This is a genomic window from Citromicrobium bathyomarinum, from assembly GCA_001306305.2.
GTDB lineage: Bacteria > Pseudomonadota > Alphaproteobacteria > Sphingomonadales > Sphingomonadaceae > Alteriqipengyuania > Alteriqipengyuania bathyomarina.
In genome coordinates this window covers 2,395,406-2,407,270 of record CP155577.1, presented here as the reverse complement: position 1 = coordinate 2,407,270, position 11,865 = coordinate 2,395,406, and the positions used below count along the sequence as shown (strand labels likewise).

10 protein-coding genes are annotated in these 11,865 nt (G+C 64.6%); 7 read left to right on the top strand and 3 right to left on the bottom strand.

Going from position 1 to position 11,865, the window contains the following annotated elements:
• Positions 1 to 18: 18 nt before the first annotated feature.
• From VO57_012095 to VO57_012085, 3 genes are all read right to left on the bottom strand, one after another.
• The gene (locus VO57_012095; GenBank protein ID XBL68871.1) at positions 19 to 753 is read right to left on the bottom strand and encodes a TorF family putative porin; all 735 of its coding nucleotides are present in this window, start codon (positions 751 to 753) and stop codon (positions 19 to 21) included.
• Between the two features lie 105 nt (positions 754 to 858).
• Positions 859 to 2,214 (bottom strand): ammonium transporter, encoded by a 1,356-nt coding sequence (locus VO57_012090; protein XBL68870.1) that lies wholly within the window; start codon positions 2,212 to 2,214, stop codon positions 859 to 861.
• A gap of 11 nt (positions 2,215 to 2,225) precedes the next feature.
• The gene (locus tag VO57_012085; protein ID XBL68869.1) at positions 2,226 to 2,564 is read right to left on the bottom strand and encodes a P-II family nitrogen regulator; all 339 of its coding nucleotides are present in this window, start codon (positions 2,562 to 2,564) and stop codon (positions 2,226 to 2,228) included.
• Positions 2,565 to 2,834: 270 nt separating this feature from the next.
• Between VO57_012085 and VO57_012080 the strand changes: the two genes are divergently transcribed.
• The 7 genes from VO57_012080 (at position 2,835) to VO57_012050 (ending at position 11,832) form a co-directional block, all read left to right on the top strand.
• Positions 2,835 to 3,017: a helix-turn-helix domain-containing protein gene (locus VO57_012080; GenBank protein ID XBL68868.1), complete on the top strand. Its 183-nt coding sequence runs from the start codon at positions 2,835 to 2,837 to the stop codon at positions 3,015 to 3,017.
• 256 nt (positions 3,018 to 3,273) lie between these two features.
• Positions 3,274 to 4,656, top strand: a complete 1,383-nt coding sequence (locus VO57_012075; GenBank protein ID XBL68867.1) for a TolC family protein — start codon at positions 3,274 to 3,276, stop codon at positions 4,654 to 4,656.
• Positions 4,653 to 6,392 (top strand): type I secretion system permease/ATPase, encoded by a 1,740-nt coding sequence (locus VO57_012070; GenBank protein XBL68866.1) that lies wholly within the window; start codon positions 4,653 to 4,655, stop codon positions 6,390 to 6,392. Before VO57_012075 ends, VO57_012070 begins: the two co-directional genes overlap by 4 nt.
• Positions 6,389 to 7,828, top strand: coding sequence for an HlyD family type I secretion periplasmic adaptor subunit (locus VO57_012065; protein ID XBL68865.1), 1,440 nt, complete (start codon positions 6,389 to 6,391; stop codon positions 7,826 to 7,828). Before VO57_012070 ends, VO57_012065 begins: the two co-directional genes overlap by 4 nt.
• A gap of 88 nt (positions 7,829 to 7,916) precedes the next feature.
• On the top strand, positions 7,917 to 8,354 hold the full coding sequence (locus VO57_012060) for a hypothetical protein (protein XBL68864.1): 438 nt from the start codon (positions 7,917 to 7,919) through the stop codon (positions 8,352 to 8,354).
• Positions 8,355 to 8,444: 90 nt separating this feature from the next.
• Positions 8,445 to 11,315, top strand: a complete 2,871-nt coding sequence (locus tag VO57_012055; protein ID XBL68863.1) for an FG-GAP-like repeat-containing protein — start codon at positions 8,445 to 8,447, stop codon at positions 11,313 to 11,315.
• 193 nt (positions 11,316 to 11,508) lie between these two features.
• Complete coding sequence (locus tag VO57_012050) at positions 11,509 to 11,832, top strand: hypothetical protein (protein ID XBL68862.1); 324 nt, start codon at positions 11,509 to 11,511, stop codon at positions 11,830 to 11,832.
• The last annotated feature ends 33 nt before the right edge of the window (positions 11,833 to 11,865 follow it).

Sequence of the window (11,865 nt, the reverse complement as noted above, 5' to 3'; positions counted from 1 at the left end):
GTATTCAGATCGAACCGATCAGAACGCCGCGGCCAGAGTGAACACCACGGCCCCATCCTGGCCCGCAATGTCGGGCAGGTCCGTGTCGACATAGGCAACCCCGAAGGTGAGGATGTCGTAAGACACGCTCGCCCCCAGCGACCAGTCGAGATAGCCGCCCGATCCATAGTCCAGGCTGCCGTCCGAGTAGCCCAGATGCGCCGAGAGGCTGATCGGGGTATCAGGAATGCCCGCGCCCAGATCGCCGTAGACGTAGATATTGTCGTCGGTCAGTGCGCTGCCCTGTTCGGGCGCGTAGGCCGCGCCGACGGTTGCTTCGACCGGACCCAGCGCCGCAGTGATCGAGGCATAGGGTTCGAAGTAGTCGCTGTCGCCGACAAGGTCGTTGCCGTTGGGATAGATGTAGTAGAGCACACCGGCATCGATGCTCAGCCCGGTGGCGACATCGCCCGACCACCCGGCATAGATGTCCAGCTCCGAGTTGCCGTACAGCGCGCTATCCTCGAGCGAGGAAGCCCATGCGCCGACGTAGAAACCGCTCTCGTGGGCGACGTCGAAACCGCCCTGGATCGCGATGTCTTCACCGCTGAAGGAAACGCCGCGGAACCGGTAGTCGGTGGTCAGCGCGACGTTGGCGCTGATTTCGATCGGGCCGCTTTCCTCGGCTTCTGCCTCGTCGTCCTGCGCCAGCGCAGGACTGGCGAACATCGTGGTGGCGAGCAGCGCCACCGGGGCAATTCTGGAAAAACGCATTTTCTTTTTCTCCTTGAACAATCGCCCTCTCCCCCCTCATCCGGTGGGGGCCGCGTCCCGATCTGGTTTGCCGGGATCACGGACCCCTCCGGTCCTAAGTCACTCTCAGTAATTATAGGCGCGTTCGCCGTGTTCGCTGAGGTCGAGGCCGTCGCGTTCCTTCTCTTCGGAGACGCGCCCGCCGGTCACCAGCTTGGCGATGAACCACGCGATTGCTGCACCGACGGCGGCCCACACGATCGCCACACCCACGGCCTTGGCCTGGATGATCAGCTGCGCGATCGCGTTGTAGTCCGCATCACCCGGTCCGCCGATCGCGGGCATCATGGTGAAGGCGGTGCCGAGCGAGCCGACGATGCCGCCGATCCCGTGGATGCCGAAGACGTCGGCAGTATCGTCCAGCCCCAGCTTGGGCTTCAGCATGGTCACGAACCAGAAGCACACCAGCGCGGCAGCCGCACCGATCAGGATCGCCCCGAACGGCCCGCTGTTGCCCGCCGCCGGAGTGACTGCGACCAGCCCCGCAATGGCGCCCGAGCAGCCACCCAGCAGCGAACCCTTGTGCCCGGTCACCTTCTCGCCCAGCATCCAGAACAGCACGCCCGAAGCGGTTGCCACAAAGGTGTTGAGCACTGCGAGCGAGGCAACCCCGTCGGCTTCCAGCTCCGAACCGCCGTTGAAGCCGAACCAGCCCACCCACAGCAGGCCGGTGCCGATCAGCGTCATGGTCAGCGAGTGCGGCGGCATCGGCTCTTTCGGATAACCGATACGCTTGCCCAGGATCAGGCAGCCGACCAGCGCGGAAACGCCCGCGTTGATGTGGACGACGGTGCCGCCTGCGAAGTCGAGTGCGCCCCAGTCGAAGATCAGGCCGCCGGTCGCCCACACCATATGCGCGATCGGGAAGTACACGATCGTCAGCCAGATGGCGGTGAACACCATCATGGTCGAGAACTTGGCCCGCTCCATCGTGCCGCCCACGACCAGCCCCGCGGTGATCGCGGCGAAGGTCATCTGGAAGGCGATGAAGATATATTCGGGAATCTCGACGCCGTCGCTGAAGGTCGCCGCGCCCGAATCAGCCGTAACGCCCTTCAGGAAGACCTTGCCGAAATCGGCGATGAAGGCGTTGCCGGTGTCACCGAACGCCATCGAATAGCCGTAGGTGACCCAGATAATCATCGCGAGGCATGCGACGCCGAGCACTTGGGTGAGGACCGAGGCCATGTTCTTGGTCCGGGCAAGCCCGCCGTAGAACAGCGCAAGGCCGGGCACGATCATGAGCATCACCAGCACGGTGGCGATGATCATGAATGCGGTATCGCCCTTGGCGATGGTCGTGGCAGCCTCGGCCGCGGCCATCGCAGGTCCGGTCGGTGCCGGTGCTTCGAGCGCGAAGACGGGAGAGGCAGCGAGCGCGGTAAGCCCCGCTGCAGCAAAGTACTTTATCTTATCCATCATGTCTGGCCCCCTCAAAGCGCGGTGTCGTCGGTTTCGCCGGTGCGGATGCGCAGCGCAGACGAAACGTCGATGGTGAAGATCTTGCCGTCGCCGATGGCGTCGGTCTTGGCAGCGGCGGAGATCGCTTCGACCGCCTTGGGGGCGACTGCGTCGTCGACCACGGTTTCGATCCGCACCTTGGGCACGAAACTGGTCGAGTATTCGGCCCCGCGATAGACTTCCGTGTGGCCTTTCTGTCGCCCGAAGCCCTTGGCTTCGGTAACGGTCAATCCCTGTACCCCCACACCGGTCAAAGCTTCGACGACCTCGTCGAGCTTGAACGGTTTCACGATTGCTATGATCAGCTTCATCGATTCCCTCCGCAACAAAACCTCGTGTCCGCTCTCACAAAGCTAAAAAGCTTGCTTGAAACGTAACTCCTTTGTCATTTATGGTGCATCGCACAACAGGGCGTGGATCGTCAATCGCTCATGAGCGGTCGAGTAAATGCGCCGAGAAGGCTGATACAAAAGGGGAAATCGAGCATGAGTGCAGCGCCAAACCCGCGTGAAATGTTCACACGACCCGATTGCAGTGCACAAATCGCTGCGGGTGCGAAGTTAACGGGCGGACGCGACGCCATGCTCGTGTCGATGCATCCGGAGGAACTGCGCGAGACGATGGAGGCGTTGGGATGCACCACGCAATCGGCGCTGGCCGCCACGATCGGGGTCGACCGTTCGACGATCAGCCTGTGGCTCGACGGGCGGGTCGGCGTGCCGCGCCCGGTTTCCAAGCTCCTGCGACTGATGCGCGCGCTCTGACCTGCATCGCTAGCCTGTCAGGTGCGTCTTCACCGGTGCGCACAAACGCACACAGGGGTGGTCTCACTTCACCTAAGTAGGCTCACCGGGGGTTTACCGGTCTGTAGGGTGCTGTATTCGTCCGCACTCGACGGATGCCATTGAATCAAGGGCCTCCATCGGACGGGAGCGGTTAATGAGACGAGGGGTGCGCTGGCGCCAGGCAGGGCGGGGCGGCAATTCGCCACGCACGTGCCGCAGGGTGCGGGGCGCGGCCATGTGGCTGGCGACTTGTGCGCTGGTGGCGTTCATACCGCTGCCCGCAGCGGCGCAGGACGCGATCGTCGGGCCGGCTGCAGACGATTCCGACGATCCCGTGCTTGCCTTTGCCCGCGAAGCATCGGACCTTGAGGAACTGCGCGCAGCGGTGCTTTCCGCGATCGAGCGCAGCGGTTCGCTGGGCGAGGCGCGGGCTGCGCGGGACGAGGCGGAGGCGCGCCGCAACGAGGTGCGCACGCAGGAGACGCCGACCCTCGAACTCGGCGTCAGTTCCTTCCGCGTGATCTCGCGCGATTTTTCCAACGATCCGCAGAACTTCCTCGAGCGTTCGCGTCCGTCCAAGCGGACCGACGCCACGCTGCGCGCGAGCCAGCTCCTGTTCGATTTTGGCGCGACGGTGCAGCGGATCGAGGCGGCCAATGCGCGTATCGAGGTCGCCATCGCGCAGATCGACGACACTGCCAACCAGACCGCCCTGCGCGCGGTTTCTGTCCAGAGCGATGTCCATGGCCGGCGCACGCTGGTGCAGCTGGGCAGCGCTTTCATCGCGAGCCTGTACGACCTGCGCGCCAAGATGGTCGAGCGGGTCGACGAAGGCGTGTCCTCCGAAGTCGATCTGGCGCAGGTCGATGGCTACATCGCGCAGGCCGAGGCGCAGCAGGCTGATTTCGAGCGCGGGCTGGCCGCCGCCGAGGCTGCCTATTTCGAGCTGGTCGGCACCCCTGCGCCGCCCGGGCTGGGGCGGCCCCCGGTGCCCTTCGTGCTCGCCGGATCGGTCACCGCAGAGGGTGGGCAGACCGCCGCGCTGCTCGACACATTGCCCCAGGTACGCGCCGCCAGCGCGGGCCTGCGCGCTGCCGAGCGGGAGGCGAAGGCGGCCCGGGCCGACATCCTGCCCAAGGTCACGCTGTCGGTCGATGCGGGACGCTACGACATTATCGAGAGCACGCGGGACTACGACATCCGCGCCACCGTCAACCTCAATTTCCGGCTGTTCGGGGGTGAGAAGCAGCGCGCCGACCAGGCCGAGGCACGGCAGGCCGGGGCGCAGGCGCGGCTCGACCGGCTGCGCGACGAAGCGCTGCGCAATGCGCGAATTGCCGCGACCGACGTGGCCGCGCTGGAAAAGGCCGAAGCGGCGGTACGGATGAGCTACCTGTCCAGTCGCCGCGCAAAGGGCGCTGTTTTCGAGCGGTTTCAGGTGGCGCGCGCAGCATTGCTTGATGTACTGGTCGCCGAGTCGAACTATTTCGATGTCGCCACGCGCTATCTGCAGACCGTCACCGAGCTTGATGTTGCGCGCTATGTTTTTCTCGCCCGGACCGGTAGCCTTCAGGATGCACTGGGTATCGACAGCGCGATGATCGCGGACACACCATGACCGACAGTGCGATCCCCGATCCCAAGCCGCGTTTTGCGCGCTGGCTGATGGAGCCGATGCTGGCCAACAAGGCGATCTACATAAAGGTCGGCCTGGCGGCGACGATGATCAACCTGTTCGGGATCGTCACCTCGCTCTACACCATGACGGTCTACGACCGGGTGCTGCCCAACAACGCGTTCAATTCGCTGCTCGCGCTGTCGATCGGCCTGGGCATAGTGATCGTGTTCGATTTCGTGCTGCGGGTGCTGCGCGCCTATTTCATCGATTTCGCGGGCGTCGATATCGATGCCAAGGTCGGCGCGCAGGTGTTCGACAAGCTGCTGACGATGCGGCTCGACGGCAAACGCCGCTCGACGGGTGCGATCACCGGGGTGATGCGCGAGCTGGAAACGCTGCGCGATTTCTTCGCCTCGGCCACGATGACCGCGCTGGTCGATATTCCCTTCATCCTGCTGACGCTGGTGATTATCGCGATGATCGGCGGAGTGGTGGTGTTCGTGCCGCTGGTGCTGATCCCGATCGTGATTTTGGCCGGCTGGATCACCAGCCCGGCGCTCGACCGGCTCGCCGCGCGTTCGCTGGGCCAGGCGCTCGACAAGCAGACCGTGCTGGTCGAGACGGTCGGCTCGCTTGAAATGGTCAAGAGCGCTGGCGCAGGCGGCCTGCTGACCGAACGCTGGCTGCGCTCGCTCCAGATGCATGGCGACTATTCCTCGCGCCAGCGCCTGATCTCGACCATGTCGGTGACCGTCGCGGCCTCGGCCAACACCATCTCCTATGCCGGGGTGGTCATCGTGGGCGTGTTCCAGATCGCGGACGACAAGATGACGATGGGCGCGCTGATCGCGTGCTCTATCCTCGGCGGTCGAGCAATGCAGCCGCTGGCGCAGATCGCCTCGCTGCTTTCGCGCATCTCGACCACGCGGCTGGCCTATCGCCAGATCGACGAGATGATGGAGCAGAAATCGGAGGCGGGTGGGGACGATGCGCTCCAGCCCGCCCGGCTGGATGGCAGGGTGGAGTTGCGCAATGTCACCTTCACCTATCCGGGGGCTGCGGAAAAGACGCTCGACGGGCTGTCGCTGACGGTCCAGCCGGGCGATCACATCGCGCTGCTGGGGCGCGTGGGATCGGGCAAGTCGACCATCGCGAAGCTGCTGCTCAATCTCTACGATCCGCAGGAAGGCCTCGTGCTGGTCGATGGAACGGACGTGCGCCAGTACGATGCCAAGGCTGCGCGCCGCCATGTCGGCGTGGTGCTGCAGGACCCATCGCTGCTGACCGGCACCGTGCGCGAGAATATCGCGCTGGGCCGGCCCGAGGTCGACATGGAAGAGGTGCTGCGTGCGTGCAAGGTATCGGGTGCGCACGACTTCCTCGGCCGGATGGCGAATGGCTACGATCTGCGGCTGGCCGATCGCGGCGACAGCCTGTCGGGCGGGCAGCGCCAGTCGATCGCGATCGCCCGCGCGCTGGCGGGCAAGCCGCCGGTGCTGGTGTTCGACGAGCCGACCAGCGCGATGGACAATGCCACCGAATACGAGATGATCGTCCGGCTGGAGCAGGAAATCAAAGGGCGTACCTTCATCCTCATCACCCACCGACCCGCACTGCTGCGGCTGGTGAACAGGGTCGCGGTGATCGAGAACGGGCGGGTCGCGGTCGATGGTCCGCGCGATGCTGTCCTGAAAGAACTGCAACGGCCCAAGTCGGCGACGGTCCCTGCATCGTGAACGCGAATATCACTCCTCCTCCCGCAGACGGCTCGGGCCAGAATCGCGCGGCAGCCGAGCCGGCACAGCTGCTGCGTTCGCCCTTTGCACCCGGACCCGAGGTGCGCGAGGTGGGCGCAGCGCCGCCTGAAGATCAGGAACCGAGCGGGCTGGAAACGCTGATCGAACGGTTCAGGCCGGGAGGTGCGGCCAACCTGCTGCTGGTGATGATCCTGCTGTTCACCGTCGCCGCGGTGACATGGGCTGCGGTGACCGAACTCGACCGTACCGTGCGGGCCACCGGTCGCGTCATCCCGCTGGGCCGGTTGCAGGTCGTCTCCAATCAGGAGGGCGGGATCGTTTCGGAAATTCTGGTCGAAACCGGCGACCTGGTCGACAAGGGGCAGCCGATGGTGCTGCTCGACCTGACCGAAGCGGGGTCCGATCTGCAAAGCAAGCAGGCAACGCTGGACGCGCTCAACGCCAAGATCGCGCGGTTGGAGGCGGAGATCGCCGGGCGGCGGCCGGTCTATCCGGTGGCGGACAATCCCGAAACCGCAGCCCAGATCCGGATCGAGCAATCGCTCCATGCCGCGCGGTTGGCAGAGCTGGCCGATGCCGAGTCCGTGGCGCGCGCGCGGATCGGCCAGGCACAGCGCTCCGTGACGCAGGCCGAGGCGGCACTGGCGGGGCGGCGCACCGCGGCGCAGCTCGCCCGCAGCGAGGCGGATACGATCGCCGGGCTGGTTGCCAAGGGCATCGAGCCGCGCCTCGCCGGGCAGCAGGCGGAAGCACAGGCGTCGATGGCGCAGAGCGAGGCGGAGCAGGCGCTGGCCGCGGTCACGCAGGCGCGCGACGCGGTGTCCGAAGCGCGCGCCGGGCTTACCCAGGTGCGCAATTCGTGGCGCGCGCAGGCAGGCGACGAACTCGCCACCGCGCAGGCGGAACTGGCGAGCCGGCAAGAGGTGATGCCCGCGCTGGTCGCCCGCGTCGAACGCTCGACCATCACATCGCCGGTGCGCGGACGGGTCAACCGCGTGCTGGTGACCACGATCGGCGCCGCGGTCGCTCCCGGGGCCGAAATCGTCGAGGTGGTCGCATCGAGCGAACAGCTCGCGATCGAGGCGAGCGTGGCACCGCAGGACATTGCCTCCGTGCGGCTCGGCCAGCGTGCGACGATCGACATAAGTGCCTATGATTCGGCGGTATACGGCTCGATCCACGGAGAGGTGATCTCGATCTCTCCGGACGCCACCGTCAACGAGCGGACGGGCGAGAGTTTCTACGCGGTGCAGCTGCGTGCCGATCTCGACGAACTGCGCGAGAAGACGGGACGCGAGCAGCCATTGACTGCGGGTATGACTGCCTCCGTAAACTTACTCGGCGACAAGCGATCGGTTCTGTCCTATATCCTTACCCCGATCACGCGGCTGAGAGACCGCGCGTTCCGCGAATAGACTCGAGGCACCAGCGCTCGTCTGATTGGCGGATATCGGCCCGGGGAGTGGGATAGTTATGCGGACATTGCGGCCAAGCCAGCGACCCATGGGGCTCGTCCGGCCGCGTTTTTACGCCGCAGGGCTTCTGGGAGGGATTTTGCTGATGACGACCGGCTGCTCTGCCGCGACCATTCCGGGCGATACCCGCTTCTATTGCACAGTCGAGGGGGCCAAGCTGTTCGAACAGCGGATGACCCGCGACCAGGTCTGCGCCCGGCTGAAGGATCGGCTGGATGCCGCGCTCGGTCGTCAGACGGTTATGGCCGAAGGCAGCGCGCCCGCCGCAGGCGGCGGTAACTGGGTTCAGGCGAGCGCGAGCTTTTTTCCCAACGGGATCTCCAGATTGAATATCGTTCTGTCCCAAGACGGCGACAGAACCGAATTGCCGGAAATAGAGTACATGTTAATGGATCGCCCGGCGGACGGGTACCTGATCGATCAGCTGGCCGATCAGGGGGCCAACGCCATTTCGGCGAATCGATAACCGTGTTATCCACGGTCAGTTTTTCTTTGAGGGGAGAGTAAGATGCCCGATGGTGTGCAAGGGTCCAGTGCGACGACAACCAACGTTTCGGTGCCCGGGTCTTATACTGGGGAAGCGATCGACACTTCGGGTGACCACGACTGGTATCGGGTCTTTCTGACTGCGGGACAGACGTACTCCTTCACCACCAGCGCGCCGCAGAGCGGAAGCGGTGTCGATACGATCCTGACCCTGCGCGATGCCAACGGCAACCAGATCGCGACCAACGACGACATCGCCTATCCCGGAAATACCTATTCGCAGATCAGGTTTACCGCGACCACTTCGGGCGGATATTATCTCGATGTCGGCGCCTACAGCACCGGCACCGGCGGCTATACCCTCACGACCGCGCTTGCCGAAGCGCTGCCGATCTTCACCAACGACCAGATTTCGGACCAGCTGACCTCGGGTTACTGGGGCGGTAGCACCCGCCGCTGGAACGTTGCCCCGGGCGGTACGATTACCGTCAACCTGACCGGTCTGACCACCGAAGGGCAGTTCCTTGCCCGCGAAGCGCTCAACCTGTGGACCGACGTCACCGGGATCAATTTCAGCGAGATCACGACCAGCGCGCAGATCACCTTCGACGACAACGAGTCCGGTGCCTTCGCCGGCGGCTCGACGTCCAACGGGTTCTTCACCGGCAACAGCAGGGTCAATGTCTCGACCGATTGGCTGACGAATTACGGCACCACGCTGAACACCTATTCGTTCCAGACCTATATTCACGAGATCGGCCATGCGCTGGGGCTTGGTCACGGTGGCAACTATAACGGATCGGCCGACTATCCGGCCGACGCCCTGTACCAGAACGACAGCTGGAACACGACGATCATGTCGTACTTCTCGCCGGGCGAGAACACCTATTTCAGCCAGCAGGGCTTTACCTATCAGTACACCATCACGCCGATGGTGGCCGATATCATCTCTACCAATGGTGGGCTCTACGCGAGCTATTCTGGCACTCGCACCGGCGACACGACCTACGGGTTCAACAACACCTCGGGTCGTGCGGTCTATGACGCATCGGTCAATGCCAACGCGACCGTGGCGATCATCGACCATGGCGGGATCGATACGCTCGACTACTCCTTCACCAATGCTTCCTACACCCAGCTGATCAACCTCAATCCTGAGGTCTTCGGCAACACCCGCGGGCGCGTCGGCAACCTCGTGATTGCGCGCGGTACCGTGATCGAGAACGCGATCGGCGGGGCCGGATCTGACACGCTGATCGGTAACATCGCGGACAACATCCTGCGCGGCAATGCGGGCAACGACACGATCGACGGTGGCGTAGGAACCGATACGGCAGTGTTCTCCGGCAACAGGGCGGACTACACGATCACCAACCTGAGCGGTGGCCGCGTGCAGGTGTCCGGACCCGACGGGACCGATACGCTGAGCAGTATCGAACGGCTGATGTTCAACGACATGGTGCTCGGACGCAGCGGTGCCAGCTTCGGCAACGCTACCCAGGCCTATGCCGGCTTCGGCTACAGCCAGTCGGCCGGTGCCTGGTCCGATGACACCACCTATCCGCGCATCGCGCAGGATATGAACGGCGATGGCCGGGCCGACCTGGTCGGGTTCGGCGGAGATGGCGTGTACGTCGCCTTGTCGAACGGTTCGGGCGGCTTCGGAAATGCCTTCCTCGCCTATAACAGCTTCGGTGCCAGCCAGACCGGTGGCGGCTGGAGCAGCAACGACGTCTATCCGCGCACCATTGCCGACGTGAATGGCGATGGCCGTGTCGACCTGATCGGCTTCGGTTCGGCGGGCGTGTACGTGGCGCTCGGCCAAGCGCCGTCGGGTGGGCAACAGCTTGCCTTCGGTGACGTCGCGCTGGTCTATAACGGCTTCGGTGCGAGCGATGCGGCCGGCGGGTGGACCAATGACTCTACCTATCCCCGTACGGTCGCGGACGTGAACGGCGATGGTCGCGCGGATCTGATCGGCTTTGGCGCCGCGGGCGTTTACGTCTCGCTCGGCCAGGCCAATGGCACTTTCGGCGCAACCAATCTGGCGCTCAACGGCTTTGGTGCGAGCGATAGCGGCGGCGGCTGGTCGTCGGTCGATCGCTTCCCGCGGCAGATCGCCGACGTCAACGGCGATGGCCGCGCCGACATCGTCGGCTTCGGCGGCAATGGTGCCTACGTATCGCTGGGTCAGGCCGACGGCACGTTCGGCTCCACGATCCTGGGCATTGCCGGCTTCGGTTATTCCGCTGCCGGTGGTGGCTGGGCCAGCGACGACACCTATCCGCGCCGCGTGGCCGACGTGAATGGTGACGGATATGCCGACATTGTCGGCTTCGGTTCGGGCGGTGCCTTTGTTTCGCTGTCGCAGGGCGACGGTACCTTCGCCTCTCCGGTCCTCGCGATCGCCTCTTACGGGGCCAGCGATGCCGCAGGTGGCTGGACCTCCAATGATCGCTTCGTGCGCACCATCGCGGATGTGGATGGTGACGGTCTGGGCGACATTGTCGGCTTTGGGGGTGACTACACCTATGTCTCCTACGGCGGGTCCGACTTCACCCAGGTCCAAGCGACCTCTGGTGAATTGCAATTCGCTGCCGAGGCGGCGGCGAATGCCGCAAACCTTGCCAATCGCGGAGTTGAGATCGAGCCCGATCTCACCATCCCGGTCGAACAATATAGCGGTTGCCCCTGTGGTGCGGGTTCCTGCAGCCATGGTTACGACGATGCGGTGGGCGCGTTGCAGAACCTGGGCGAGGGTGACGGTGCCTTCGTGGCGGAGAACCCCGCAGACGTCTTCTACCCTGTGGCAGATTATGTGCCCTCGCAGGCGGTCGAAGGCATTATGTTTGCCGATGGCAATTTCGCGGCACCAGGCATGATGTTCATGGGCGGCGGCCGGGGCGGGATGATCGATCCCGATCCGGTGTTGATCTACTAAAGCCGCATCCCATTTCTCGGGGCGACCCCACCGGTTGGCGCAGGCCGACCGGTGGGGTCGTTTCGTTCTGCCGCGCTCAAACTCCCTTCGACCGGTCCCATCTCTATCGGTGTCGCGACTTGACGGTCGGCGCGCGGGTTGCAAACTTTCTCCTGCGCGGGGGGCTGCGAACCGCCGCGAAGGGGGAAGGGGAATGGCTCACAAGATCGCACCGGCTGCGGTGCTGGCGGCGCTATGCGCCTGCCCGTCGATGGCGCAACAACCACAGAGGGCCGAGCTGGTCCGGGTCGAGCGCGGGGTGGAGAGCGCTTTTTTCAGCGACACCAGCGAGGCGCGGCGAGAGCTGGCGGCGAAGGTGGAGATGGCTGCGCGCATGGCCTGCGCGGATTCGTGGACGCCGCGTACCACGATCTACGAATCGATCGATTATCAGGTCGACTGGTCGGAGGGCGACCGTGCGCATCCGGACAAGCGCAAGGCGATCGCGCGCAATATCAGCGTGCGCTGTCGCCTCTAGCGGGCGCTCTGGTTACTCGGGCGTGGCCGCGCT

What these genes read in the sequence shown, in the direction of transcription:
- VO57_012050 (XBL68862.1), top strand. Translation starts at nt 11,509, where the DNA reads ATGGCTCACAAGATCGCACCGGCTGCGGTGCTGGCGGCGCTATGCGCC.
- VO57_012070 (XBL68866.1), top strand. Translation starts at nt 4,653, where the DNA reads ATGACCGACAGTGCGATCCCCGATCCCAAGCCGCGTTTTGCGCGCTGG.
- VO57_012090 (XBL68870.1), bottom strand. Translation starts at nt 2,214, where the DNA reads ATGATGGATAAGATAAAGTACTTTGCTGCAGCGGGGCTTACCGCGCTC.
- VO57_012095 (XBL68871.1), bottom strand. Translation starts at nt 753, where the DNA reads ATGCGTTTTTCCAGAATTGCCCCGGTGGCGCTGCTCGCCACCACGATG.
- VO57_012080 (XBL68868.1), top strand. Translation starts at nt 2,835, where the DNA reads ATGCTCGTGTCGATGCATCCGGAGGAACTGCGCGAGACGATGGAGGCG.
- VO57_012075 (XBL68867.1), top strand. Translation starts at nt 3,274, where the DNA reads ATGTGGCTGGCGACTTGTGCGCTGGTGGCGTTCATACCGCTGCCCGCA.
- VO57_012060 (XBL68864.1), top strand. Translation starts at nt 7,917, where the DNA reads ATGGGGCTCGTCCGGCCGCGTTTTTACGCCGCAGGGCTTCTGGGAGGG.
- VO57_012085 (XBL68869.1), bottom strand. Translation starts at nt 2,564, where the DNA reads ATGAAGCTGATCATAGCAATCGTGAAACCGTTCAAGCTCGACGAGGTC.